The sequence below is a fragment of the Neoaquamicrobium microcysteis genome (assembly GCF_008180155.1).
Classification (GTDB): domain Bacteria; phylum Pseudomonadota; class Alphaproteobacteria; order Rhizobiales; family Rhizobiaceae; genus Aerobium; species Aerobium microcysteis.
This window is the reverse complement of the sequence record NZ_VSZS01000058.1, coordinates 1-24,797: the sequence shown is the minus strand read 5'-3', so window position 1 is coordinate 24,797 and position 24,797 is coordinate 1. Positions and strand designations below refer to the sequence as shown.

Here is a 24,797-nt window from a genome sequence, read left to right as displayed (position 1 = left end):
TTTGCCGGGTTAAGCGTCCACGCACTTCACAGCTTCGCGATTGCCGGCGGCTGCGGCACATGCGCAACAGCCGTCTACACTGTAGCGGCAAGTTCGGCCTTGTTACGGCGGCGAAACAGCTCGGCCACCGCCAGACCGGAAACGATGTGCCACACGCCCCACCATGCCGCGACGATCGCCATTCCACCGAGCCCGCCGAAGAAGTTGAAGATGAGCACGAGCCCCAGCCCCGAGTTCTGGATGCCCGTTTCGATCGAAATCGCGCGACGGTCGGCCTCTGCCAGTCCGCCGCCGGCGGCGATGACATAGCCGCCCGCCAGCGCCACGGCGTTGTGCACCAGCACGAGCACGAAGACCATCCCGACATAGGCGATGAAGATCGCCCAGTTGGCCGCAAGCGCACCTGCCACGAATCCGGCGAACACCAGCAGGGACACGATGCGCATCGGCCCGCGCATCCGTGCGGCGACCCGTGGCACGCGCGCGTTGATGGCCATGCCGGCCCCCAGCGGCAGCACCAGCAGCACGCCGACCGTAAATCCCATGTCCAGCACGCTCACATTCGTCTCGCGCACCAGTTCTGCCGCCGGCGCATGAAGGCCGGCCCAGAATGCAAGGCTGAACGGCGTCATGAACACGGCGGCGACCGTCGAGATCGCCGTCAGGCTTACCGAGAGCGCGGTGTTGCCCTCCGCACGGTGGGTCAGGAAATTCGATATGTTGCCGCCGGGGCAGGCAGCGACCAGGATCAGGCCAAGCGCGATGCTCGGCGGCGGCGCCGTCACGATCACAAGCAGCAGCGTGGCTGCCGGCAGAAACACAAACTGCGAAGCGAAGCCTAGAGCCAGCGCGCGCGGCGCTTTCGCCACCCGTCTGAAGTCCGCGACGGACAGATCGAGCGCAACGCCGAACATCACGATGGCCAGCACCGCGTTCAGCAGCATCAGGCCCGAGGGGTTGAAGTTGAGCGTCACGTCATCGAGGGGCATCGAGAACCGTTCCCAAGTCAGGTAACGCTGTGTAACAGGGCTTCAACCAAGGTCAAAGGCGGCGGGCGATTGGATTCCCTGCGCCTCGCCGTTAAAGAAGCCACAAACATTCCGCCGGCACCCCAGCCGCCACAGCAGAACGGACGCACAGCCATGGCCGACCAGGCAACAGCCAGCCTCTTCCCTCTCGGAGCCGACGAGACCCCCTACCGCAAGCTCACGTCGGATTTCGTCTCCGTCGATACATTTCGCGGGCAGGAAATCCTCACCGTCGAGACGGAAGCGCTGCGGCTCTTGTCCGAGAACGCCTTCGCCGACATCAACCACCTTCTGCGTCCCGGCCACCTGAAGCAGCTCGCCGCAATCCTTGAGGATCCAGAAGCGACCGACAACGACCGTTTCGTCGCCTACGACCTGCTCAAGAACGCCAACATCGCAGCCGGGGGCGTGCTGCCCATGTGTCAGGACACCGGCACGGCGATCATCATGGGCAAGAAGGGCCGCCGCGTCTGGACCGAAGGCGGCGACGATGCGGCGCTGGGCCAGGGCGTGCTGGATGCCTACGAGCGAAAGAACCTGCGCTATTCGCAGCTGGCGCCGATCTCCATGTTCGAGGAGAAGAACACGAAGAACAACCTGCCCGCACAGATCGACATCTACGAGGAGGGCGAGGACGCCTACAAGTTCTTGTTCGTAGCCAAGGGCGGCGGCTCGGCCAACAAGACCTTTCTGTATCAGGGCACACCGTCGCTTCTGACACACGACCGCATGGTCGAGTTCCTGAAGGAGAAGATTCTCACGCTCGGCACCGCTGCCTGCCCGCCCTATCACCTCGCGATCGTGATCGGCGGCACATCCGCCGAGATGAACCTCAAGACGGTGAAGCTTGCCTCCACGCGCTATCTCGACGCGCTGCCCACCAGCGGCGGCGATGATGGCCATGCCTTCCGCGATCTCGAAATGGAAGCGGAGGTCCACAGGCTCACGCAGCAGATGGGCATCGGCGCGCAGTTCGGCGGCAAGTATTTTTGCCACGATGTGCGCGTCATCCGCTTGCCGCGCCACGGCGCATCGCTGCCGATCGGCCTCGGCGTCTCCTGCTCGGCCGACCGACAGGCCAAGGGCAAGATCACGAAGGATGGCGTGTTCATTGAGGAGCTGGAGACCAACCCGGCCCGCTACATGCCCGACATCGACGAGGAGAAGCTGACCTCTCATACGGTCAGGATCGATCTCAACCAGCCGATGACTCAAATTCTCAAAGAGCTTTCGCAACACCCGGTAAAGACTCGCCTTTCGCTCTCCGGCCCGATCATCGTGGCACGCGACCTGGCGCATGCGAAGATCCGCGAGCGCCTGGAAAACGGCGAGCCGATGCCCGACTATTTCAAGAACCATCCGATCTACTATGCCGGCCCTGCCAAGACCCCGGCCGGCTATGCATCCGGCTCGTTCGGCCCCACCACCGCTGGGCGCATGGACTCCTATGTCGACCAGTTCCAGTCATTCGGCGGCTCGATGGTCATGCTCGCCAAGGGCAATCGTTCGCGCCAGGTGCGAGAGGCCTGCGGCAGCCACGGCGGCTTCTACCTCGGCTCCATCGGCGGCCCGGCGGCTCGCCTCGCACAGGACTGCATCAAGAAGGTAGATGTCGTCGAATATCCCGAGCTCGGCATGGAGGCGATCTGGCGGATAGAGGTCGAGGATTTCCCCGCCTTCATCGTCATCGACGACAAGGGCAACGACTTTTTCAAGGAGCTCAATCTAGGCTAGGCTTACTTCGGCGGCCAGTTCGCCGTGCAGGGCGAAGGCGGCGATAGCCTCCGTCACCTCGCCGTCGGCCAGTATGCGGCGGTGGCCCCTGCCCGGCACGCGCATCAGGCGCACATGCTCGCCTGCCGCCTCGAACCGGCGCGCTTCCTCGAAAGGCACTTCCTTGTCGTCCGGTGCGTGGATGGCAAGGGTCGGAACCGGCATCCCGCGCAATTGCTCATCGCCGACGAAATCCGCCAGAGGACGCCCCGCCACGCGTTCCACCTCGCGTGCCAACGCCACCTGCGTGCGGCTGCCGAGCCCCAGAAACCGGCCGAAATCCTCGAACAGCGCCGGCATCGAGCTCGGCGCCGAAACCAGCACCAGCCGCCGCGCCTCCACGGGCGCCACCCCTCGCACCGAACCGGCCAGCGCGTTGACGGCGACCGCGCCTCCGAACGAGTGGCCCACCACCGTCGCGAACGGGCCGAACCAGTCGGCAGCCGCTCGCACCGCCGCCACCGCGATGGCCAGGTTCAGCCGCCGCCCGGGCGAAGCGCCGTGGCCCGGCAGGTCGAGCGCGATGACGCGAAACCCTTCGCCGCGCAGAGCCTCCACGATGGTGCGCATATGCTCCGTTCGCGAGCGCCATCCATGGATCACCAGCGCCACCGGCGCATGTGACCCCTCCGGCCCGCGAAAGTCGTGCGCCACCACGCAGCCGTGCGGCGTCGCCAACCAGTGATGCCGCGCCTCAGCCATGAACGGCACCGCTTCGCGCAAAACCTCCGCCTCGCGCTGCGAAACGCGCGCCGGATGCGGCGTCCGGCAGAACAGCTCGAAAGCAGCCCGACCGGTCAGCCGTGGCGCGATTTGTTCGGCGAGCGCGAATGCGCTACGGAAAAGCAGGAAACCAACGGTCGCCATGGTCACGATTCCCAAGATCGTTCAAACATGAACAGAATAGTTCAATCATGAACAATACGCAATCCCTGCCCTGGAACAATCCGCGCTTTCGCAACTGGATCGCGCTGGTGCGCGCCGAAAAGGCCGTCGTACGCGAGTTGACGCGCGCGCTGGCGCCGCTCGATCTCAAGATCGGGCAGCTCGACGTAATGATGAACATCTACCGCCACCCCGGCATGTCGCAGCAGGACGTTGCGCGGCGGCTGCTCATCGGCCGCTCCAACATCACCATGCTCCTGCCCCAGCTCGAGGCGCAGGGCCTCATCCGCCGCGAGGGCGACAAGAAGGACAAGCGCGTCATGCGCCTGTTCCTGACCGACGACGGCGAAGCCCGGCTGCAGGAGGCCCTGAAGGTCTACACGAAGCTCATCGACCGCGTCATGGCGCAGTCGACCCCCGCCCAGTGCGACGCGATGGGCGAGCAGATGCGGCGTATCGAGGAAATGCTCAACGAAGAGGATTGAGCCCCCGGTTCACCACACGAACGCTCATTCAGCGCTCTCTCGACAGGCCCTTTGCGGCCAGTTCATCCAGATACGACTGCCAGCGCGTGTCCTGTTCGTGACCGAGCGTGTGGAAATAGTCCCAGGTGAATATCCCGGTGTCGTGCATGTCGTCGAACGTGATGCGTACCGCGTAATGCCCGACGGGCTCGATCTTCATGATCGCCACGTCCTTCTTGCCGGGCACGGTCACGCGCTGTTCGGGCGAATGGCCCTGCACCTCTGCCGATGGCGAAAGCACGCGCAGCAGCTCTGCCGGAAACGTGAACGGCGCATGGCCGGGAAAGGTGACGGTCAGTGTGCGGCGATCCTTGGAGACGCGCAATTCCGTGGGCGATGTCATGAGGCGATTCCGGATTGGACGGACCGCGACATTACCCCCCGCGCCGCCGGCTTGCCATAGCCGACCTCCACTACTGGGCCTTGAAATCGCCGTCCGATTGGCCGACATTCCGGCAACGGGCAGCAGCCCGGCCAACGCAGATGGCGTGAGAACGCCGGAGGATACGCAGGCCAATGAGCTTTGCCGGCAGCAGCATGATCGATCCGTTCGGGCGCGCAATCACCTATCTGCGCGTTTCCGTGACCGACAGGTGCGACTTCCGCTGCACATACTGCATGGCTGAGGACATGACTTTCCTGCCGAAGAAGGATTTGCTCAGCCTTGAGGAGTTGGACAGGCTCTGCACCGTCTTCATCGAGAAGGGCGTTCGTAAGCTACGGCTTACCGGTGGCGAGCCGCTCGTCCGCAAGAACATCATGCATCTGGTACGCCAGCTGTCGCGCCATCTCGAAAGCGGCGCGCTTGAAGAGCTGACCCTGACCACCAACGGGTCGCAGCTTGCCCGCTTCGCTCAGGAGCTCGCCGATTGCGGCGTGCGGCGCATCAACGTGTCTCTCGATACGCTCGATCCCGAAAAGTTCCGCTCCATCACCCGCTGGGGCGAGCTTTCCAAGGTCATGGCCGGCATAGAGGCCGCGGAAGCCGCGGGCCTGAAGATCAAGCTGAACGCCGTCGCCCTCAAGGGCTTCAACGACGCGGAACTGCCCGAGATGCTGCGCTGGGCGCACGGCCGCGGCATGGACCTGACGGTGATCGAGACCATGCCCATGGGCGAGATCGATGCCGACCGCACCGACCAGTATCTGCCGTTGTCGCAGTTGCGCGCCGATCTGGAACACCGGTTCACGCTCACCGACATCCCGTTCAAGACCGGCGGCCCGGCGCGTTACGTGCAGGTTGCCGAAACCGGGGGCCGCCTCGGCTTCATCACCCCGATGACGCACAATTTCTGCGAGAGCTGCAACCGCGTGCGCATAACCTGCACCGGCACGCTTTACATGTGCCTGGGGCAGGACGACGATGCCGACCTTCGTACCGCGCTTCGCGCATCCGAGGGCAACGAGCTTCTCTCCAACGCCATCGACGAGGCCATCGGCCGCAAGCCCAAGGGCCACGATTTCGTCATCGACCGTCGCACCAACCGGCCTGCCGTGTCGCGACACATGAGCGTCACGGGCGGCTGAACCCGCAGATTTCCGTCTTCATGGCCCCATGATTTGGCCTGGCTGACCGTTGCACGCTGGTGCGGCGGGCCATACACGTCTGGGCCATAAGAAGAATCATCCGGAAACGCTCGTGGCCCTTTCCCCAAACCTGCGCGGTTCGCTCTTCATGGCCATTGCCATGGCGGGCTTCACCTTCAACGACGCGATCACCAAGGTCGTCGTTGAAACGATGAACACCGGGCAGGTGATGATGGTGCGCGGCCTGTTCGCCACGGCGATGATCGGCCTGCTGGCATGGAGCCAGGGCGCGCTGAAGTTTCCCCGCCAGGCGGCGCATCCGATGGTTGCACTGCGCGTTTGCGCGGAGCTGATGGCGACGGTGTTCTTTCTCGCCGCACTCGCGCATATGCCGCTGGCCAACGTGTCTGCCGTGCTTCAGGCGCTGCCGCTGGCCGTCACCATGGGCGCGGCCCTGTTTCTCGGCGAGGCGGTCGGCTGGCGGCGCTGGCTTGCCATCGCCGCAGGTTTCACCGGCGTCATGATAATCGTGCGGCCGGGCCTGGAAGGGTTCAACGCCTATTCGCTGATGGCGCTGGGTTGCGTGATGTTCTGCGCCGTGCGCGATCTCGCGACCAAGCGCATACCCTCCGAGGTGCCGTCCCTGCTGGTTTCCACCGCCACATCGGCAGCCGTCACCATAGCCGGCGGCGTTCTCATCGCGCCGTTCGGCGGCTGGACGCCGATGTCGGCCGGCAGCGTCGGGCTTCTGGCAGCGGCTGCGGTGCTGCTCATCATCGGCTACCAGTTCATCATCATGGCCATGCGCGTGGGCGACATATCCTTCGTCGCTCCGTTTCGCTACACGGCGTTGATATGGGCGATCCTGCTCGGCTTCCTCGTCTTCGGCGATGTGCCGGATGCCGCCATGATCGTGGGCGCGTCCATCGTCGTCGGCTCCGGTCTGTACGCCCTGTACCGGGAGCGCGGCGCGGGACGGCGCAAGCCGGCTGCGGAAAGCACGGGGCCGGCCATGGCGCCCGACGGGCTTTAGGCGTGACGATGACGGCCACTTTCCTCGACCGCACCACGCCGCCGCACATCGTCACGCTGGTGCTCGCCACGGCCACGGGCGCGCTCGCCATGAACGTGTTTCTGCCCTCGCTGCCCGGCATCGCACGCTATTTCGATGCCGACTATGCCGTGGTGCAGCTCGCCGTGTCGCTGTATCTCGCCGCCACCGCCGTGCTCCAGCTCTTCATCGGCCCCGCGTCAGACCGGTTCGGGCGTCGGCCGGTAATGCTCTTCTGCTTCGGCATGTTCCTTGTGGCTTCCGTTGTCACGATCTATGCGCCCACCATCGAATTCATGCTGGCAGCGCGCGTTCTGCAGGCCTTCTCGGCTGCCGGCATGGTTCTGTCGCGCGCCATCGTGCGCGATACGGTCAGCACCGATGAAGCCGCCAGCAAGATGGGCTACATCACCATGGGCATGGCGGCCGTGCCGATGGTCGGCCCCGCGATCGGCGGCATATTGGACGAGCTCTACGGCTGGCAGGCGGCCTTTTTGCTGACGCTCGGCTTCGGCATCGTCGCATTCGTCGTGGTCTACCTCGACCTCGGCGAAACCAACCGCAACCGATCGTCCAGCATGCTGGCGCAGGTCAGGGCCTATCCCGAGCTGATAAGTTCACGGCGCTTCTGGGGGTATGTTCTCACCGCCGCCTTCACCTCCGGCACCTTCTTCGCGTTTCTGGGCGGCGGGCCCTATGTGGCAACCGAGATGCTCGGCCTGCGGCCGTCGCAGTACGGCTACTACATTGGCATGATCTCTATCGGGTACATCGCCGGCAACTTCCTGTCGGGTCGTTTCTCAAGGCGCTTCGGCATCAACACGATGATGTTCGCCGGTTGCCTTGTGGCCACGGCAGGCACGTTCAGCGCTCTCCTGCTGTTCGGGGCGGGATATTTTCATGCCCTGTCGCTGTTCGGGCCGACTGTCTTGGTAGGGTTGGGAAACGGCATGACCCTGCCGAACGCCAATGCCGGCATCGTCAGCGTCCGGCCCCATCTGGCCGGCAGCGCGTCGGGCCTTGGCGGTTCCATGCAGATCGGCGGCGGCGCAGTTCTGGCGATGGTATGCGGCATTCTCCTGTCTCCCCAGACAGGTCCGTGGCCGCTGCTTTGGATGATGTTTTTCTCCACGCTGGGCGCAATCGGTGCATCGCTCTATGTCCTGCGCATCGCCCGAACGGCCGGCGAGATCTGAGGAGGAACCGCGTGTCGCAACGCGTCATCGGGATAGCGGGGTGGAAAAATTCGGGCAAGACGACCCTGGCGGAACGGCTCGTCGCGGAGCTTGCATCGCGCGGCTTTCGCGTCTCCACCGTCAAGCGCGCGCATCATGACGCCGACATCGACAGCGAGGGAACGGACAGCTTCCGCCACCGCAAGGCCGGCGCCGGCGAAGTGATGCTGGTGACGCCGCTGCGCTGGGCTTTGATGCATGAACTGCGTGAGGAACAGGAGCCACCGCTGGATCAGGTTCTCTCCCACCTGTCTCCCTGCGACCTGGTCATCGTCGAGGGCTACAAGGGGGCAGCCCACCCCAAGATCGAGGTGCGCCGCAAGGCGGCAAAAGACCGGACGCCCCTGCCCGCCTCGGCCAACGTGGTGGCGATCGCCGCAGACCATGTCGTGGCGGACGGCGGTATACCCGGTTTCGATCTCGACGATATTTCCGCCATTGCTGATTTCGTCGTGGACAAGGCCGGCCTGGGCACGTAGCCGCCTCGCCCAGCGTAAGGCAATTGGCGATTGCAATCCTGCTGAAAACAATGGGAATATCGGGCTCAAGGCGCGGACAAAACCGCGTCTGATCCGATCGCCGCGCATATCGTCGCGGTGCATCCACGCAGAGAGGAACAATATGCGTATTTCTTCACGAGTTTCGTTGGCCTTGTCGGCTGCTGCCCTGGCGCTCACCATCGGAGCGGCGCAGGCGCAGGAAAAGATCAGAATCGGCACCGAAGGCGCTTATCCGCCCTTCAACAATTTGACCGCAGATGGCCAGCTCGAAGGCTTCGACATCGACATTGCCAACGCGCTCTGTGAAGAGATGCAGGTCGAGTGCGAATTCGTCACGCAGGATTGGGATGGCATCATCCCCGCGCTCCAGGCCAACCGCTTCGACGCCATCATCGCGTCCATGTCGATCACCGACGAACGCATGAAGCAGGTCGATTTCACCAACAAATACTACAACACGCCGCCGGCCATCGTCGCGCTCAAGGACACCGACATCGCGGGCGTCACCGCGGAAGATCTCGCCGGCAAGTCCATCGGTGTGCAGGGCTCCACCACCCACGCCAACTACTCCGAAGCCACCTACACCGACAGCGACGTTCGCCTCTACCCGACGGCCGACGAATACAAGCTCGACCTCATCAACGGCCGCATCGATGCCGCCAATGACGACATCACCGTGCTTGAGGAGTGGCTCGCGACCGACGAGGGCGCGTGCTGCAAGATCGTCGGCACCATCACCCCGGTGGACGAAATCCATGGCCTCGGCGCGGGCATCGCCATCCGCAAGGGCGAAGACGAGCTGCGCGAAAAGTTCAACGCGGCGATCGACGCCATCCGCGCAAACGGAAAGTACAAGGAAATCAACGACAAATACTTCTCGTTCGACGCTTACGGCGGCTGATCCGAGGCTGATCGACTTCTAGACCCGAAGGCGGCGGGCCATGTCCCGCCGCCTTTCGGCAAGACCGGACCCTCATCGAAAGAAGACCGCCGGCACGCATGGAAAGAACGCTGACACTGCTCAGCTTCGGGGCTGAGGGCTGGGGCGACGAGATCGCCGCTGGCGTGCTGGTAACGGTTTCGCTGGCGCTCGCCACCCTTCCGCTCGGGCTTGCGGCCGGCTTCATGATCGCGCTCGCCAAGCAGTCGGAAGAGCGCTCCCTGCGTCTCGCCGCCAACGTCTACACCACCATCTTCCGCGGCCTGCCCGAACTCCTTACCCTGTTCCTCGTGTTCTACGGTGTACAGTTGGGCGTCCAGCGCGTCGTCGCGCTGTTCAGCCCCGGCACCTCCATCGAGATCAACGCCTTCGTCGCGGGCATGGTCGCGCTCGGCGTCGTGTTCTCATCCTACGCCAGCGAGGTTTTCCTGTCCGCCTTCCGCGCCATACCGCGCGGGCAGTATGAAGGTGGCTACGCCATCGGCCTGTCCAACTGGCAGACGATGCGCCTCGTCGTGCTGCCGCAGCTCGTCCGCATCGCGCTGCCCGGCCTGTCCAACCTGTGGCTCATCCTGCTCAAGGATACGGCCCTCGTGTCGGTCATCGGCCTTTCGGATATCATCCGCCAGGCCGGCATCGCCGCGCGTGTCACCAAGGAGGCGTTCCTGTTCTTCGGCATCGCCTGCGTGCTTTATCTCGTGCTCGCCATCATCTCCTCCATCGCATTCGGCGCTATCGAGCGCTGGACCGGCAGGTCGGAGCCGGCACGATGAGCGACACCGCCGGGCGCATCATCGGGGCGATAGAACGCCCGCCACCCCCGCCCCGCCGCTGGACCGGCCAGCGCATTGCCGGCCACGCCTTGATGGCGCTGTGGGTCGTCATGGGCGTCGGGCTGGTCGCCTTCCTCGTCGGCGCATGGGACGCCGAGCTGTTCGCCCGCTATGCGCCGAACTACATGTCCGGTCTGGTCGTCACCGTCCAGCTGGTGCTGATTTCGATCTTCCTTGGCGCGCTTTTGTCCGCCCCCATCGCCTATGCGCGCATGTCGTCCAACAGGCTTCTGGCCTGGCCGGCATACGCCTATGTCTATTTCTTCCGCGGCACCCCGCTTCTGGCCCAGACCTTCCTGATCTATTACGGCCTCGGCTCGTTCCGCCCTCAGCTCGAGGCGGTGGGCCTGTGGACCTTCTTCCGCGAGGCCTGGTACTGCGCGGTGCTGGCCTTCACCCTCAACACGGCGGCCTATCAGGCAGAAATCCTGCGCGGCGCGGTGCGCAGCATCCCGCGAGGCCAGTGGGAAGGCGCAGCCTCGCTCGGCCTCCACACCTTCCAGACGCTCCGCAAGATCATTCTCCCGCAGGCGCTGATCGTCGCGCTGCGGCCCTACGGCAACGAGATCATCCTGATGATCAAGGGCTCGGCCATCGTCGCGATCATCACCGTTTACGACCTCATGGGCGAGACGCGGCGGGCCTATTCGCGCACCTTCGATTTCCAGACCTACATCTGGGCGGCCGTGATCTACCTTGCGATCGTCGAGACGCTGCGCAACATTATCGACTGGATCGAACGCCGCATCACCAGGCACCTCAAACGCTGAGCGGCATTTCCATAAAGAGCAGGCAGGAAAGGAAAGCCGTCATGGCCAAGGTTGCATTTCTCGGATTGGGCGTGATGGGCTACCCGATGGCCGGGCACCTGAAGAACAAGGGCGGCCACGACGTCACCGTCTACAACCGCACCACCGCCAAGGCCGAGAAATGGGCGGCAGAGCATGGCGGCAGCTTCGCCCCCACGCCGGCGGAAGCGGCGAAGTATCAGGACTTCGTGTTTGCCTGCGTTGGCAATGACGACGACCTGCGAGCTGTCACTTTGGGCAAGGACGGCGCGTTCGACGCCATGAAGCGCGGCGCGATCTTCATCGACAACACCACGGCCTCGGCCGAGGTCGCGCGCGAACTTGCTGCCGAAGCGGACAAGCGCGGCATCGGCTTCATCGACGCACCGGTTTCCGGCGGTCAGGCGGGCGCCGAAAACGGCGTGCTGACGGTCATGTGCGGCGGCGACGAAGCGATCTTCGAAAAGGCAAGGCCGGTCATCGATTCCTTTGCCCGCATGGTTGGCCTCATGGGCCCCGCGGGATCCGGCCAGCTCACCAAGATGATAAACCAGATCTGCATCGCCGGCCTCGTGCAGGGCCTGGCCGAGGGCATCCATTTCGGCCGCAAGGCGGGGCTCGACATCGAGAAGGTGGTGGACGTGATCTCCAAGGGCGCTGCCGGCTCGTGGCAGATGGAGAACCGCCACAAGACCATGAACGTCGACAAATACGATTTCGGCTTCGCGGTGGACTGGATGCGCAAGGATTTGGGCATCTGCCTCGCGGAAGCCGACCGCAACGGCGCCAAGCTGCCGGTCACCGCGCTGGTCGACCAGTTCTACAAGGACGTGCAGCAGATGGGCGGCCAGCGCTGGGACACGTCGTCCCTGCTCGCCCGGCTCGAGCGGTGAGCGGCGACGCAATCCCGCTTACGCGCGATGCGACGGCCGACCAGATCGTCGCCTATCTCCGTTCGATCGGATCGGAGGAAAACCGGCAGGGGATGAAACGCTACGGCATCCGCATCGAGCGGGCGCTCGGCATTTCGCACGGCATACAGCGCAGGATCGCCAAGGCCGTCGGCCGCAACCACGACCGGGCCTTCGCCCTGTGGGATAGCGGCATCATGGAAGCGCAGTTCATCGCATCGGTGACCGCCGATCCCAAGCGCTTCACCATCGATGACGCACGGCACTGGGCCGCGGAGTTCGATTCCTGGGATATCGTCGATGGCGTCTCCGACCTCTTCGTCGACACCGAGCACTGGCTGGCTCTGATCGGCGAGTTCGCACAGGACGAGCGCGAGTTCGTCCGCCGCACCGCCTTCGCCATGATGGCGTGGTCAGTGGTCCATCGGAAGACCGAGCCGGACGAAACCTTCCTCGCCTTCCTGCCCCTCATCCGCCGCCATGCGTCCGACGAGCGCAATTTCGTCAGGAAGGCGGTAAGCTGGGCGCTGCGCTCGCTTGGCAAGCGCTCGATGGCGCTCAACACCGCCGCGCTCGCTCTGGCGCAGGAGTTGTCCGCCTCCAACGACAAGACCGAGCGCTGGATCGGCCGAGAGGCCGCGCGTGAACTGAGCGCCGAAAAGACCCTTGCCGGCGTGGCAAGGCGCGAGGCGAGCCGCGCGAAGGCTAAGCGATAGGTTACGCCGCCCGCTCGCCGCTTTCCTTGTCCAGCACCAGATAGTCGAGCGGAAGCTGCGTCGTGTTCTTGATCTGCTCCATCGCGAAGGCCGAGGAGACGTCGCGGATTTCGATCTTCGCGATCAGCCGCTTGTAGAAGGCATCGTAGGCCGCGATGTCCGGCACGACCACGCGCAGCAGGTAATCGACCTCGCCGCTCATGCGATAGAATTCAACCACTTCCGGGAATTCCTGGATGACTTCCGCGAAGCGCTTCAGCCACTCCATGCTGTGCGCGTTGGTGCGGATCGACACGAAAACATTGACGCGGGTGTTGATCTTCACCGGGTCGAGGATGGCGACACGCCGCTGGATGACGCCCTCTTCCTCCAGCTTCTGGATACGCCGCCAGCACGGCGTCGTCGAAAGCCCGACCTTCTTGGCGATATCGGCGACGGCGAGGGTCGAATCCTCCTGCAAGAGGCGAAGGATTTTTCGGTCGAGGCGGTCCATTGGGAACTCCGGTAGAATTTCATGCCATATTGCCGGCAAAATCCTGCCTCGACAAGAAAGATTTTCTCCCACTTGGCTCAATCGACGCGTCAATCGCCTAGGATCGAGGACTAATCCGGATTGCGATTTCGCGGCGCAGGACAGGAAGCAGATCTTCCTCGAACCAGGGATTCTTCTTCAGCCACGCCGTGTTGCGCCAAGAAGGATGCGGCAGCGGCAGCACGCGTGGCACGGCGTTGCGCATGAAGATCGCGCGCCAGTCGAAGACCGTTTCCGTCAGCGACCCTCGGCGCGCCTCGCCCAGATGCCAGCGTTGCGCATAAAGCCCGATAGCCAGCACCAGCTCGACCTGCGGCATCAGGCTCAGCAACTCACCGCGCCACGCAGGCGCACATTCGCGCCTCGGCGGCAGGTCCCCGCCCTTGGCGTCCTGCCCCGGAAAGCAGAAACCCATCGGCGCGATTGCGAAGTTTCGGGCGTCGTAGAACGCGTCGCGCGTCACGCCCAGCCAGTCGCGCAGGCGATCGCCCGACCGGTCGTTGAACGGCAGCCCGGTCGCGTGCACCTTCGTCCCCGGCGCCTGCCCGGCGATCAGCACCTTCGCCTGCGACGAAGCCATGACCACCGGCCTCGGCTCGTGCGCAAGCGGCTGGCCGGCAGGCCGGTCGCGGCAGAGGCGACAGGCGTGGATGCGCTCCACCAGATCGGCGAGCTCGGGGTCCATCAGGCCTTTGCGCTGGGCCTCGCGGCCACCGCATCATACCAGCGGCGTACGTTGCCCAATTCTTCCGGTACCGCGAGACGCGCCGGCTTCATGAAGTCGATGGCGATCAGGCCCGTGATGTCGGCGATGGAATAGCTGTCGCCCGCGATGAATTCCCGGCTCGCCAGTTCGCGGTCCAGCAGCGCGAGGAATTCCAGAGCCTTGGGCTTGTTCGCTTCGCCCCACTCGGCCACCTGCGGCACCTCCCATTCCTTCATCGCCGGGTGCAGGTGGCGGAAGGCGGCGGCAATCGCGCTGAGGAAATTCAGCTCCATGCGCCGCTGCCACATCTCCACCTGCGCACGTCCGACAGCGCCGGTGCCGAACAGCGGCGGCTCGGGATGAAGCTCCTCGAAGTAGCGGCAGATGGCGACCGACTCTGTGATGATCGTGCCGTCGTCCAGTTCCAGCACCGGCAGGCGGCGCAGCGGGTTGCGGCTGGCAACCTCTTCGTCGCGATGCCCCATGGCGCCCATATCCACCGGCACCAACGGCACCTCGATGCCCTTTTCGGCCAGAAACACGCGCACGCGGCGGGGGTTGGGCGCGCGTCCGCCGTCATAGAGCTTCATTGGATGTTTCCTCCGTTTTCGTCGAGCGGCATCCTGCCCTGCAACATGGTGCGCAGCCAATCCCAAAATCCCGACAGCCCGTCATGGGCGTCTTCCGCCAACCCGCCGTGAACGCGCCGCCACTCCTGCGGCCGATCGAACTCGCCGGCCCACAGCCCGGAGCCCGCATCGCTCGCCGCACGTTCGGAGCTGCCGTAGTCGCCATAGGCAACCGCCCATCCACGCTCCACCATTGCGCGATTCAGGTCGACACCATTGGCCGTGCATCGCGCCAGCAGCCTGCCATAGCGGTCCCGCCGGTCCGCCCGGCACTCCACCATGCCCACGCCGGCCAGTTCGACAAGCGCCGCGCGCGCCTCGCGGCCGCATGGATACTCCGCCGCGCCGCGCGTGCACATCTGGGCGAGTTCCGGCGCGTCCATGCCTTCCAGCCGGATGCGATGGCTGCCGATCTCGAGTGAATCGCCGTCCACCACGCGCGCCGCCCCGGCTATCGTCTCCGTATCGCCGAAGCGCTCATTGGCCACGACCAATGCCAGCACCCCCAGCACCAGCACGGCAAGCAGAACATCCAGCAGAAGCCGCAGATGAGACCTTTTGCGCTGCGCCGCGCGCCGCGGTTTGCGCCGATTTCGAATCATTGGCGGAAGGGTCTCTTAATCATTCGGCGCTAGCATCGCGCAACGAGAGTTCCGGCGCGAATATTCAAATCTTACATGGCGTTACAACGCTCGCCCACAGCCGACAAGAACATTGTGGATCGCACGAAGGTGCACCGCAACAGCGATGTCGCGCGCGCGGTCAAGCGTACGCGCGACCGGCTTTCGCAGCAGGCCGGCAACGCCGCCTACGATCGCGAGCTCTTCAAGCTGCATGCCCGCGCCATGGTCAACACCGCGCTTGCCATCCCTTTGATGGTCCTGATCGTGGCCACGGCTGGCCTGTTCGCCGGCGTCGGCATCGACATGGCAACCTGGGCGCTCGTCACCATCGCCTGCTATGGCGGCCTGCTGCTCATCGCACGCCAGGTGAACCGCACGGAAACGAGTGACGTCGAACCCGACAAGGTCCGCCGCGGTTTTCTGCTCGGCCATTTCGTCAGCGGCATCGGCTGGGCCTATTTCGCGTCGCTGGCATGCGTCGAATGCCAGATAGACCAGTTCGCGGTGCTGAAGTCGGTCGTTCTGCTTCTGGCAATCGCCGCCACCGCGATCATTTCCTCCGCGCTTGGCGGCGCGCTGGTCACCACCTTCGCGCTCCCGGTCATCGTGTTCGCTTTGTCGCTCGCGCCTGAATGGGAGCCCGTCGAGGCGGTCATGGCGGGCCTGCTGGCCGTGTCGTTGCCCTTCTTCACCTATGTCGCGCGGCATCTGCACCATTCGACGGTCATGCTGCTGTCCTTCCGCACCGAGAAGGATGCGCTGATCGCGGAGCTCGAGACCGCCAAGGCGATGTCGGACGAAGCCCGCCGCCGCGCCGAGGAAGCCAACCTCGCCAAGTCCCGCTTCCTCGCGACGATGAGCCACGAACTGCGCACCCCGCTCAACGCGATCCTCGGCTTCTCGGAAGTGATGGCCGGCGAGGTGCTCGGGCCGCTGCCAAACCCGACCTATCGCGACTATGCGCGCGACATCAACGATTCGGGTCGCCACCTTCTGCATCTCATCAACGAAATCCTCGACCTGTCGCGCATCGAGGCAGGCCGCTACCAGCTCAACGAAGAGCCGGTCACGCTCGAAAGCGTGGTGGAGGAGTGCTGCCACCTTATGGAGCTCAAGGCGCGCAACAAGGACATCCGTCTCATCCAGCAGTTCGAGCCCAGCCTGCCGCGCATTTTCGCCGACGAGCGCTCACTGCGTCAGGTCACGCTCAACCTGCTTTCCAACGCCATCAAGTTCGCGCCCAGCGGCAGCGAGGTGCGTGTGCGCGTCGGCTGGACGGCTGGCGGCGGGCAGTACATCTCGGTCAAGGACAATGGGCCGGGCATACCCGAAGACGAGCTTCCGGTCGTGCTGTCTGCCTTCGGACAGGGCTCCATTGCCATCAAGAGCGCCGAACAGGGCACGGGCCTCGGCCTGCCTATCGTCCAGGGGCTTGTCGCGCTGCACGATGGCGAGTTCCAGCTTCACTCGAAGCTGCGCGAAGGCACCGAGGCCATAGCCATCTTCCCGCGCCACCGTGTCATGGAAGAGCTGCCCGCATTGCCGACGCAACCGAAGATCGTCGCATCGGGCGGTCGCAGGCGCTGATCTATTCCCGGATCGCCATTCCGGCGTGAACGAGGGCGGCGTTCTTGACGACGCCTGCGGCAAGCGCCGCACCCAACCCCTCCCCGTCGCCCAGCGACAGGTCGAGCAACGGCCGCATGCCCATCGCCGCGGCGGCTTTCGCCACACCCGGCTCGGTCGACGCATGCGCCAGCAGGCAATGGTCGATTGCGGTCGGCTCGGCCGCGCGCAGCACGGCCGCCGCCGCGAGCGCGGCATAGCCGTCGAGGATCACCGGCACCTTTTCAACCCGCGCGGCAAGGATCGTTCCGGCAATCGCCGCAAATTCGCGTCCACCCAGCCGGCGCAGTGCTTCCAGAGGGTCTTTCAGGTGCGCGCCGTGCAACGCCAGCGCCTTTTCCACCGTCTCGATCTTGCGCGACATCATGTGCGTGTCCGCGCCGGAGCCGGGGCCCACCCATTCGGCAGCCTCGCCCCCCAGCAGAGCGGTCATCAGCGCTGCGGCCGAGGTCGTCCCGCCTGCGCCGACGGCGCCGACGCAAACGAGGTCGATGCCGCCCGCCACGGCCTCCATGCCGAACGCCATGGTCGCCGCACAGCCACGCTCGTCCAGCGCCGGCTCCGATGCGATGTCGCCGACGGGCAGATGCAGTGCCAGGTCGAATATCTTGAGGCCGAGGTCGTTGGCCGCGCAAAGCTGGTTCACCGCCGCGCCGCCGGCCGCCGCGTGCTCGATCATCGCCTGCGTCTCGCCCTTGCCACGCGGCGTCACCCCATGGCGGGTCAGTCCGTGCGTGCCGGCATAGAGCGCCACCAGTGGGCGCAGCACCTGCGGGTCGCGGCCTGTCCATGCGGCCAGCCATTCGGCTGTCTCGCCCAGCCGCCCCAGCGCCGGCCCCTGCGCCGAAAACCTGGCGTTGCGGTTGGCCGCGCGCGCGCGCGCAGCTTCGCTGGGTCCGGGAAGCGTCTTCAGAAGCTGGCGATAGTCGTCGAAGGGAAGGCCGGTGGTCATGTCAAATCCGGATTGATAACGTGGCGTCGGCATAGCCGCTCGCCCGCGCCGTTACAACGCCGCGCGGCCGCTTTCAGTCGGCCCAGATGATCGGGCGTTCGAAGATGGCTGCGGGGATGCCCGAATGGCCGCCGCCGCAATTTCCCGTCATGCCGACCTTGGAGAAGCCCTGCGCGAGATAGAAGGCCACGGCCTTTGCGTTCTGCTCCTCCACCTCGAGCCGAACCTTGTCCGCGTCGGGAAAGCAGCTCTCGATCTCGTCCAGCAGCAGACCGCCGATGCCCCTGCCCTGACAGTCCGGCTGGACATAGAGCTGGTGCAGCATCACCGTCTTGCCGTCGTCGGCAGCCGACGCGAAAGCTACGCCGCCGATCCGCGTCCCGTCATCGGCGACCAGAAATTCCGAGTTCGGTCGCTCCAGCCGCGCCTCCAGCGACGCGATGGAATGCCAGTCCTCGGTGATCTCGTTCACGCGCTCGACGCCGTAGATGGCGTCGTAGGTGTCGTGCCACGTCGCGACCAACAGGGCGCGCACTGCCTCCAGGTCGCGCGGGGAGGCCGTGCGCACGAACATCCTACTCGATCCCCAGCCGCGCCTTGACGAGGTCGTTCACGGCCTGCGGGTTGGCCTTGCCGCCGGTGGCCTTCATCACCTGCCCGACGAACCAGCCGGCCATGGTCGGCTTGGCCTTCGCCTGCTCGACCTTGTCGGGGTTGGCTGCGATCACCTCGTCCACGGCCTTTTCGATGGCGCCGGTGTCGGTCACCTGCTTCATCCCGCGGCTCTCCACGAGCGCGCGCGGGTCGCCGCCCTCGTTCCAGACGATCTCGAACAGATCCTTGGCGATCTTGCCGGAAATCGTGCCTTCCTTGATGAGGTCGATGATCGCGCCGAGCTGGTCGGGCGACACGGGGGCAGTCTCAATGTCGCCCCCGGCCTTGTTCAGCGCGCCAAGCAGGTCGTTGATCACCCAGTTCGCAGCAGCCTTGCCGTCGCGCCCGGCCGCCACCTTCTCGTAATAGTCGGCAATCGCCTTTTCCGAGACGAGGATGGAGGCGTCGTAGACCGACAGGCCCAGGCTTTCGATCAGCCGCGCCTTCTTGTCGTCGGGCAGTTCCGGCAGGTCGGCCGCCAGCGCGTCCACATAGGCTTGGTCGAACTCGAGCGGCAGCAGGTCCGGATCGGGGAAATAGCGGTAGTCGTGCGCTTCTTCCTTGGAGCGCATCGACCGCGTCTCGCCCTTGTTGGGATCGAAAAGCCGCGTCTCCTGGTCGATCTTGCCGCCATCCTCCAGAATGCCGATCTGGCGGCGCGCCTCGTATTCGATCGCCTGGCCGACGAAACGGATCGAGTTGACGTTCTTGATCTCGCAGCGCGTCCCGAACGGCTCGCCCGGCCGGCGCACTGACACGTTCACGTCGGCACGCATCGAGCCTTCGTCCATGTTGCCGTCGCACGTCCCCAGATAGCGCACGATGGTGCGCAGCTTGGTCAGGTATGCCTTGGCCTCGTCGGAAGACCGCATGTCCGGCTTCGACACGATCTCCATCAGCGCGACGCCGGAGCGGTTGAGGTCGACGTAGGACATGGTCGGGTGCTGGTCGTGCATCGACTTGCCTGCGTCCTGCTCCAGATGCAGCCGCTCGACGCCCACTTCGATGTCCTCGAAGTTGCCCTGCTTGTCCGGCCCGACCGAAACGGTCACCGTGCCCTCGCCCACGATAGGCTGCTTGTACTGCGAAATCTGGTAGCCCTGCGGCAGGTCCGGATAGAAATAGTTCTTGCGGTCGAACACCGACTTCAGGTTGATCTGCGCCTTCAGCCCCACGCCCGTGCGGATCGCCTGGCGCACGCATTCCTCGTTGATGACCGGCAGCATGCCCGGCATGGCGGCATCCACGAGGCTGACATTGTCGTTGGGTGCCGCGCCGAACGAGGTGGACGCGCCCGAAAACAGCTTGGCTTCCGAAGTCACCTGCGCGTGAACCTCGAGCCCGATGATGATTTCCCAGTCTCCGGTCGCACCCGCAATGAGGCGCTTGGGATCGGGCGTGCGCGTGTCGATGATCGTCATGAAGGTCCGGTTCGTTCTGGTTCGGGCGGCGCTTGCGCGCCTTGTTCGCTGGCGCTTTCGCTAGATCAAAGCAGCCTTTCATGCAAGCGATTCGCGGACTTTGCGGCCATCTGCGGGGTGGACTGCCCGGCTGCGGGCGACTATATCGCCCCCACACGCCAAGGTGTCCTATGTCCAGCTTTGAGTCCCGCTGAAGCCCTGACGTCGCTTTAGACCGTCAGGGCATGAAAACCGAGAGCCACCGCCCCGCCTTCGCGCGGGCGGTATCTGCGTTCGGCCTTCGGGCCGGGTTTTCAGGACTTTTCCCAATGAACATCACACGCGCTGAACAGCGCATTCTCCACCTGCTGGCGCAGGGCGGCTGGATCGAGCTCGAAAAGGACGAGCACGGCCGCATCGCCTCGGCCCACTGCCACACCCGCGACAACTGGCGGTTCGCCGCGTTCGATCTTTCGCTCTTCAGGAAGCTCAAGCGGCGCAAAGCCGTCGCGTCCAGAGGCGGCGGCCCCTACCGCATCACGCGGCGCGGGCTCGAACTCGTGCGCTCGCGACCCGACAACCGCTGAAACTGAGCATCCTGCCGGCCCCACGGGTCGGCGGGCCACCGCTCAGGCGGTGGCGATGTATTCGCGGATTTGCTCGGCCTCGCGCTCGACCTCCTCGATGCGCCGCTTCACCACGTCGCCTATGGAGATGATGCCGTCGAGATGGCCGTCGCGCTCAACCGGCAGGTGGCGGAACCGCCCGCGCGTCATCACTTCCATCACGTCGTTGATCGTGTGCGTCTCGCGGCAGGTGCTCACCTTCGCCGTCATCGCGTCGCCCACCGGCTGCGAAAGCCCGTCGGCACCTTTTTCGCCAATCACCCGCACGATGTCGCGTTCGGACAGGATGCCGAGTATCTTGCGGTCGCCGGCCGTCACCACCACTGCGCCGATGCGTTTTTCGCCGAGCATCCGCGCCGCCTCCCCCAGCGTCGCCGTCGGCTTTATCGTGACGACGTCGCGCCCCTTCTCGTCCAGTATCGACCTGATCGTCATCGCACGCTCCTCTCGGCTTTTTGGTCCGTCATACGCCTGACGATGCATGGTGCGCCGAGCCCGAAAGCTTTTCAAGTGCCGGGGCCCGGCCCCCGCAGCACCGGCTGGCGACGGTCGAAGACCCGCACCAGCAGAAAGCCGGCGAGGAACCCGCCGATATGCGCTTCCCATGCGATGCGGCTTTCCATGCCCGGCGTGCCGATGCCCAGTCCCATCAGCAGGTTGATCACCATCCACACGCCCACGAAGGTCACGGCCGCACGCGAGCGGAACACGGCGGGAATGGAAAGGACCGGCCCGGCAAACGCCGCCTTGCCCTCGGCGCGGTCGATCTTGAAGCCGAAGCGGGCTGCAGCCCCCATCATCCCGGATATCGCTCCGGACGCACCGACCAGCGGTGCGGCGTCGGCCGGATGCAGCACATAGTGCAGAGCGACCGCCGCCAGAGATGTAACGACCCAGAACGCCAGGAACCGGCCTGTCCCGATTCGGTTCGCCAGCGGCGAGCCGAATGCGGCGAGCCACACCATGTTGACCACCAGATGCGCCATCCCGCCATGCAGGAAGGCATAGGTCCACGGCCCGGTGAACGCCCATATGTCGATGTCGTAGCCGCCCGAATAGCGCAGCGGGATGAAGGCGAAACGCACGATCAGCTCGAAATCCTGCCGGTCGCTGAGGAGATACATCCTAATCAGGTGCAGCCCGACGCAGATCGCCAGCAGCGCGATCACCACCCTCGGCAGGTTGAAAACGGGCTCGCGCGCCGGCGGCCGGGGCGGCTGGCTGGCAGGTGTTTCGTATTCGGCTGAACTGTCGGGCTGTGCGGGATCGTGAGACATCTGCCTCACATCTAGAGCATAGAATCGGAAAGTGGAATCCGGTTCGGCCATCCGCGCAAATGAAAAGCCGTCCGGGGTTTCCCCCGAACGGCTGGTCGAGCCCCCTGCTCTCCCCCAGGAATTTCTTCTGACTGGAGTTCCCGCCGAAGCGTTGTCCCCTTGGAGTGGCCCAGAGATGCCACAGGGCCGGCCGCCCGGCAACGTAAACCCTTTGTTAACCCTAACGGGCCCGAACGCCGTGAACAACGGTTAACGGGACTGGCACGGCATCTGCGTGGCTGGGCATGTAGCGCATCGGAGGGCTTCGATTCTGTTCACCGATGAGACAACCGCAAAGGGACAAATGGGGCGGCACGGCATATGAAACAGGACGGATCGATAGCGTTGTTCCAGTATTGGAATCGGCTGCGCAACGGACGCCCGGCGCCACGGCGCACCGAAATCGAGCCGGCGGACATCAAGTCCCTGCTGGCCGACACGTTCATCCTCGAAAAGGACACGCGCGGGGAAGCGATCTTCCGCCTCGCCGGCACGCGCCTGTGTGCCACATATGGACGCGAGCTCAAGGGATACTCCTTCCCGCTCATCTGGTCGCGCCGCGACCAGCGCATGATCTCGCGCCTCGCCCACAGCGCCTTCCACGACAAGTCCGTCGTCGTCGTCACCTATGAAGGCATCAGCAAGGATGGCAAGACCAACCCGTTCGAGCTGGTGTTGCTGCCGCTCGAAGGCGGGCTGGGCAGCCCCCGCTCGCTGGGCGCGATCACGCCCGTCGCCAAGCCCTACTGGCTGGGCGCCGATCCCATCGTCGAAGGCAAGGTGGATACGCTGCGCGTCGTCGACCCCGACCGCGAACCCGTTTTCCTCGGCGGCCGCGCCGCGATGGAGGTCCCTTCCCTTGCCCCCGGCGCCTCGCAGATGATCGCCGGTTCGGCCTCTTCCGACCAGGGCCGCCGCATCCGCCATCTGGTGGTATTCGAGGGCGGCAAGGACAGTTGAACGGCCTGCCGCACCCGGCCCAACTTACCGGATATTAACCGGTTTGCGATTATCGTTGCGCTAAACACTTCGCGGTTTGCGAAGCACGGAAGTGGAGCGGGGCGGGTGCGAGAATGATTTCTGCGGCGAGCAAATTGGCGCCGTCAAGGACGGAGAGACGTAACTTTCAGCGCGTGCGCGTGAAGGTCTACGGTCGCTATATGCTTGAAGACCGCTCGGAATATCCCTGCCAGGTCGTCGACATGTCTCCCGGCGATGTTTCCTTCCGCTCCGACCATCCGGGCCAGCTCGGCGAGAAGGTCATCGCCTATCTCGACCATATCGGCCGCATCGAGGGCGTGGTCACCCGCCGCCTCGACAACGGCTTCGCGATGACGATCCTCGCGTCCGACCGCAAGCGCGACAAGCTTGCGGCTCAGCTCACATGGCTTGCCAACAAGCACGAGCTGGACCTGCCGGAAGACCGCCGCCACGAGCGCGTGCAGCCGCGCAACCCGATGAGCATCCTCCAGCTGGCAGACGGACGCCAGTACCAGTGCCGCCTGATCGACCTGTCGCTCTCCGGCGCGGCCATCGAGATCGACGTCAAGCCGGCCCTCGGCGTCGCCGTCACGCTCGGCACCATGCGCGGCCGCGTCGTACGCCACTTCGAAGACGGCATCGCCATCGAGTTCGGCGTCATCCAGCGCGAGGAAACGCTGGCCGCCGAGTTCGGCGGCCGCCGCGAAAGCTGACCCGAACGATCCCACCCATCAAAACAGGCCGGCCCAGCGCCGGCCTTTTGTTTGGTGCGGTGGTGGGGGTAGCGGAGATCTGGAGACGACCCCGTCGCAGTCATTTAGTTTGATCTGGGAGCAATCCCAAAGCAGCCAAACAAAGGGTGGCCAAAAAACTGGTCGGTCGCGGCAAGATTGGAAGGCACGAGGTTTCAACGTATGTTACTCGCCGCAAGATAAACTTGCGTTCCTTCACCATTTGCATTCTATTTCGCGTGGGTACGGACGGAACGAGTGAAAGCTCGTTGGCTCGGAAGGGTCACTGTTACTAAATAGGGCTTCGGCCTTGGCTTCTGCTGCATTCGGGAACGAGTGCTTAGTTATCCATGAGAAATTGCGTCCGTACCCATATGGAGCTTTGATGTCGGAACCGGCTTCCCCAACAGACTATATCCAAGATAAAATATGGATTACATCGCGCGTTAGGATGATTGGTGAGAGGCGCCTTCTTCGGTACAATGTATGGTCTCTATTTCTTCTTGCATATTACTCTGTCTTCACAGTAATACTATCAGTCTTTTCAGAATATTTCAAATCATTTTACACACACTTCGACGGGATCGCGGTCGCAGCCTCAGTGGCTGTGTTGGTTGCCTCTCTCGTTGTCGGTGGATTCCGGTTTGAAAGGACCGCCTCGCTATATCGCGATTGCTATCTGTCCCTGCAGCGCCTTTACGACGATGAAGGGGACGTAAGGTCCAAGCAGAAACTCTACGCTGATATCTTGGTGGTATGCCCCAACCATTCGAACGGTGATTACCATGACTTCCTGTTCACCCACATCATTCTCGAAGGGAAGGAGGTCACAAGCAACGGTAAGCCGCTACATTGTACTTGGTACATGAAGTTCGCCTATGTCTGGAGGCGTGTCGTCTTCTGGACTCTGGTTGGAATGCTCATTCTGATCCCTCTCGCTTTCGCAGCAGGCCCCTTCGCGGCTAAGTGTGCATGACTGCACGCCAGCATTTCGACCGCCAGTTTGCCCATGATAATCTCAGGGAAATTTTCAAAGAGCGGATCGCTCATACCGCAACAACCGGCAAGGATGGAGTTTCGCCAGACGCCTTTGAAGGCATGATTGACACAGAGCTTTCTCTAGCACTCACCAAAGTTCGAAGTGGAACCTATCGCTTCACGACCTATAGACAGAAGCTCGTACTCAAGGGCGCCGGGAAAGTGGCCTGCCTCCTGAAAAGTGGTCCTCCCTGAAGTAGGCTATTTGGCCGATAGAGAGGACGTTGGAATGCCCCAGAAGAAGCACAAGCCCGAAGAGATCGTCGCGAAGC

General features: G+C 64.2%; 29 protein-coding genes. 17 read left to right on the top strand and 12 right to left on the bottom strand.

The window, feature by feature from the left end; all coding sequences use genetic code 11:
* Positions 1-74 precede the first annotated feature (74 nt).
* Complete coding sequence (locus tag FY036_RS06475) at positions 75-989, bottom strand: bile acid:sodium symporter family protein (protein ID WP_148913904.1); 915 nt, start codon at positions 987-989, stop codon at positions 75-77.
* A 153-nt stretch (positions 990-1,142) separates the two neighbouring features.
* Here FY036_RS06475 and FY036_RS06470 point away from each other — a divergent pair, with 153 nt between their 5' ends.
* On the top strand, positions 1,143-2,762 hold the full coding sequence (locus tag FY036_RS06470; protein WP_148913903.1) for a fumarate hydratase: 1,620 nt from the start codon (positions 1,143-1,145) through the stop codon (positions 2,760-2,762).
* Here the strand turns inward: FY036_RS06470 and FY036_RS06465 are convergent.
* Positions 2,754-3,668 carry an alpha/beta hydrolase gene (locus FY036_RS06465; RefSeq protein WP_148913902.1) on the bottom strand — a complete coding sequence of 305 codons (915 nt, stop codon included), beginning with the start codon at positions 3,666-3,668 and terminating at the stop codon, positions 2,754-2,756. The two genes, FY036_RS06470 and FY036_RS06465, sit on opposite strands and share 9 nt — an antisense overlap.
* A gap of 47 nt (positions 3,669-3,715) precedes the next feature.
* Here FY036_RS06465 and FY036_RS06460 point away from each other — a divergent pair, with 47 nt between their 5' ends.
* On the top strand, positions 3,716-4,171 hold the full coding sequence (locus tag FY036_RS06460) for a MarR family winged helix-turn-helix transcriptional regulator (protein WP_148913901.1): 456 nt from the start codon (positions 3,716-3,718) through the stop codon (positions 4,169-4,171).
* A 28-nt stretch (positions 4,172-4,199) separates the two neighbouring features.
* Here FY036_RS06460 and FY036_RS06455 read toward each other — a convergent pair whose 3' ends face one another.
* On the bottom strand, positions 4,200-4,553 hold the full coding sequence (locus FY036_RS06455; protein ID WP_148913900.1) for a gamma-butyrobetaine hydroxylase-like domain-containing protein: 354 nt from the start codon (positions 4,551-4,553) through the stop codon (positions 4,200-4,202).
* Positions 4,554-4,726: 173 nt separating this feature from the next.
* Between FY036_RS06455 and moaA the strand changes: the two genes are divergently transcribed.
* From moaA to FY036_RS06410, 9 genes are all read left to right on the top strand, one after another.
* On the top strand, positions 4,727-5,737 hold the full coding sequence (moaA, locus tag FY036_RS06450; RefSeq protein ID WP_235897560.1) for a GTP 3',8-cyclase MoaA: 1,011 nt from the start codon (positions 4,727-4,729) through the stop codon (positions 5,735-5,737).
* A gap of 112 nt (positions 5,738-5,849) precedes the next feature.
* Entirely contained in the window at positions 5,850-6,770 is a 921-nt protein-coding gene (locus tag FY036_RS06445) for a DMT family transporter (protein WP_148913899.1), read from the top strand.
* 8 nt (positions 6,771-6,778) lie between these two features.
* Positions 6,779-7,984: a multidrug effflux MFS transporter gene (locus FY036_RS06440; protein WP_148913898.1), complete on the top strand. Its 1,206-nt coding sequence runs from the start codon at positions 6,779-6,781 to the stop codon at positions 7,982-7,984.
* Positions 7,985-7,995: 11 nt separating this feature from the next.
* Entirely contained in the window at positions 7,996-8,502 is a 507-nt protein-coding gene (gene mobB / locus FY036_RS06435; RefSeq protein WP_148913897.1) for a molybdopterin-guanine dinucleotide biosynthesis protein B, read from the top strand.
* A gap of 142 nt (positions 8,503-8,644) precedes the next feature.
* Positions 8,645-9,424 (top strand): ABC transporter substrate-binding protein, encoded by a 780-nt coding sequence (locus FY036_RS06430; protein WP_148913896.1) that lies wholly within the window; start codon positions 8,645-8,647, stop codon positions 9,422-9,424.
* A gap of 98 nt (positions 9,425-9,522) precedes the next feature.
* The gene (locus tag FY036_RS06425) at positions 9,523-10,236 is read left to right on the top strand and encodes an ABC transporter permease (protein WP_148913895.1); all 714 of its coding nucleotides are present in this window, start codon (positions 9,523-9,525) and stop codon (positions 10,234-10,236) included.
* The gene (locus FY036_RS06420) at positions 10,233-11,066 is read left to right on the top strand and encodes an ABC transporter permease (RefSeq protein WP_148913894.1); all 834 of its coding nucleotides are present in this window, start codon (positions 10,233-10,235) and stop codon (positions 11,064-11,066) included. Before FY036_RS06425 ends, FY036_RS06420 begins: the two co-directional genes overlap by 4 nt.
* Positions 11,067-11,107: 41 nt before the next feature.
* The gene (locus tag FY036_RS06415; protein WP_148913893.1) at positions 11,108-11,977 is read left to right on the top strand and encodes an NAD(P)-dependent oxidoreductase; all 870 of its coding nucleotides are present in this window, start codon (positions 11,108-11,110) and stop codon (positions 11,975-11,977) included.
* Positions 11,974-12,711: a DNA alkylation repair protein gene (locus tag FY036_RS06410; RefSeq protein ID WP_235897559.1), complete on the top strand. Its 738-nt coding sequence runs from the start codon at positions 11,974-11,976 to the stop codon at positions 12,709-12,711. Before FY036_RS06415 ends, FY036_RS06410 begins: the two co-directional genes overlap by 4 nt.
* A gap of 1 nt (position 12,712) precedes the next feature.
* On the opposite strand, the gene FY036_RS06405 is transcribed toward FY036_RS06410, so the two are convergent.
* The 4 genes from FY036_RS06405 to FY036_RS06390 form a co-directional block, all read right to left on the bottom strand.
* Positions 12,713-13,204 carry an Lrp/AsnC family transcriptional regulator gene (locus tag FY036_RS06405; protein WP_148913892.1) on the bottom strand — a complete coding sequence of 164 codons (492 nt, stop codon included), beginning with the start codon at positions 13,202-13,204 and terminating at the stop codon, positions 12,713-12,715.
* 97 nt (positions 13,205-13,301) lie between these two features.
* A complete protein-coding gene (locus FY036_RS06400) occupies positions 13,302-13,928 on the bottom strand; it encodes a uracil-DNA glycosylase family protein (protein WP_148913891.1) in 627 nt (208 codons plus the stop codon).
* Positions 13,928-14,539: a glutathione S-transferase gene (locus FY036_RS06395; protein WP_148913890.1), complete on the bottom strand. Its 612-nt coding sequence runs from the start codon at positions 14,537-14,539 to the stop codon at positions 13,928-13,930. Before FY036_RS06395 ends, FY036_RS06400 begins: the two co-directional genes overlap by 1 nt.
* On the bottom strand, positions 14,536-15,180 hold the full coding sequence (locus tag FY036_RS06390; protein WP_148913889.1) for a thermonuclease family protein: 645 nt from the start codon (positions 15,178-15,180) through the stop codon (positions 14,536-14,538). Before FY036_RS06390 ends, FY036_RS06395 begins: the two co-directional genes overlap by 4 nt.
* Before the next feature lie 75 nt (positions 15,181-15,255).
* Here FY036_RS06390 and FY036_RS06385 point away from each other — a divergent pair, with 75 nt between their 5' ends.
* The gene (locus tag FY036_RS06385) at positions 15,256-16,788 is read left to right on the top strand and encodes a sensor histidine kinase (protein WP_148913888.1); all 1,533 of its coding nucleotides are present in this window, start codon (positions 15,256-15,258) and stop codon (positions 16,786-16,788) included.
* Position 16,789: 1 nt separating this feature from the next.
* Here the strand turns inward: FY036_RS06385 and FY036_RS06380 are convergent, their stop codons facing one another.
* From FY036_RS06380 to gatB, 3 genes are all read right to left on the bottom strand, one after another.
* Entirely contained in the window at positions 16,790-17,779 is a 990-nt protein-coding gene (locus FY036_RS06380) for a nicotinate-nucleotide--dimethylbenzimidazole phosphoribosyltransferase (RefSeq protein ID WP_148913887.1), read from the bottom strand.
* Positions 17,780-17,852: 73 nt separating this feature from the next.
* Entirely contained in the window at positions 17,853-18,353 is a 501-nt protein-coding gene (locus tag FY036_RS06375) for a GNAT family N-acetyltransferase (protein ID WP_148913886.1), read from the bottom strand.
* 1 nt (position 18,354) lies between these two features.
* Entirely contained in the window at positions 18,355-19,854 is a 1,500-nt protein-coding gene (gatB, locus tag FY036_RS06370; RefSeq protein ID WP_148913885.1) for an Asp-tRNA(Asn)/Glu-tRNA(Gln) amidotransferase subunit GatB, read from the bottom strand.
* 308 nt (positions 19,855-20,162) lie between these two features.
* Here gatB and FY036_RS06365 point away from each other — a divergent pair, with 308 nt between their 5' ends.
* On the top strand, positions 20,163-20,420 hold the full coding sequence (locus FY036_RS06365; RefSeq protein ID WP_148913884.1) for a YjhX family toxin: 258 nt from the start codon (positions 20,163-20,165) through the stop codon (positions 20,418-20,420).
* A gap of 42 nt (positions 20,421-20,462) precedes the next feature.
* On the opposite strand, the gene FY036_RS06360 is transcribed toward FY036_RS06365, so the two are convergent.
* Entirely contained in the window at positions 20,463-20,894 is a 432-nt protein-coding gene (locus tag FY036_RS06360; RefSeq protein ID WP_148913883.1) for a CBS domain-containing protein, read from the bottom strand.
* A gap of 71 nt (positions 20,895-20,965) precedes the next feature.
* The gene (locus FY036_RS06355; RefSeq protein ID WP_148913882.1) at positions 20,966-21,736 is read right to left on the bottom strand and encodes a rhomboid family intramembrane serine protease; all 771 of its coding nucleotides are present in this window, start codon (positions 21,734-21,736) and stop codon (positions 20,966-20,968) included.
* Between the two features lie 360 nt (positions 21,737-22,096).
* Here FY036_RS06355 and FY036_RS06350 point away from each other — a divergent pair, with 360 nt between their 5' ends.
* From FY036_RS06350 to FY036_RS06335, 4 genes are all read left to right on the top strand, one after another.
* Complete coding sequence (locus FY036_RS06350; protein WP_148913881.1) at positions 22,097-22,735, top strand: PAS domain-containing protein; 639 nt, start codon at positions 22,097-22,099, stop codon at positions 22,733-22,735.
* Between the two features lie 113 nt (positions 22,736-22,848).
* Positions 22,849-23,469: a PilZ domain-containing protein gene (locus FY036_RS06345; RefSeq protein WP_148913880.1), complete on the top strand. Its 621-nt coding sequence runs from the start codon at positions 22,849-22,851 to the stop codon at positions 23,467-23,469.
* Between the two features lie 403 nt (positions 23,470-23,872).
* Positions 23,873-24,463: an SLATT domain-containing protein gene (locus tag FY036_RS06340; RefSeq protein ID WP_148913879.1), complete on the top strand. Its 591-nt coding sequence runs from the start codon at positions 23,873-23,875 to the stop codon at positions 24,461-24,463.
* Positions 24,460-24,720 carry a hypothetical protein gene (locus FY036_RS06335; protein WP_148913878.1) on the top strand — a complete coding sequence of 87 codons (261 nt, stop codon included), beginning with the start codon at positions 24,460-24,462 and terminating at the stop codon, positions 24,718-24,720. The genes FY036_RS06340 and FY036_RS06335 overlap by 4 nt, the downstream gene beginning before the upstream one ends.
* Positions 24,721-24,797: the final 77 nt, after the last annotated feature.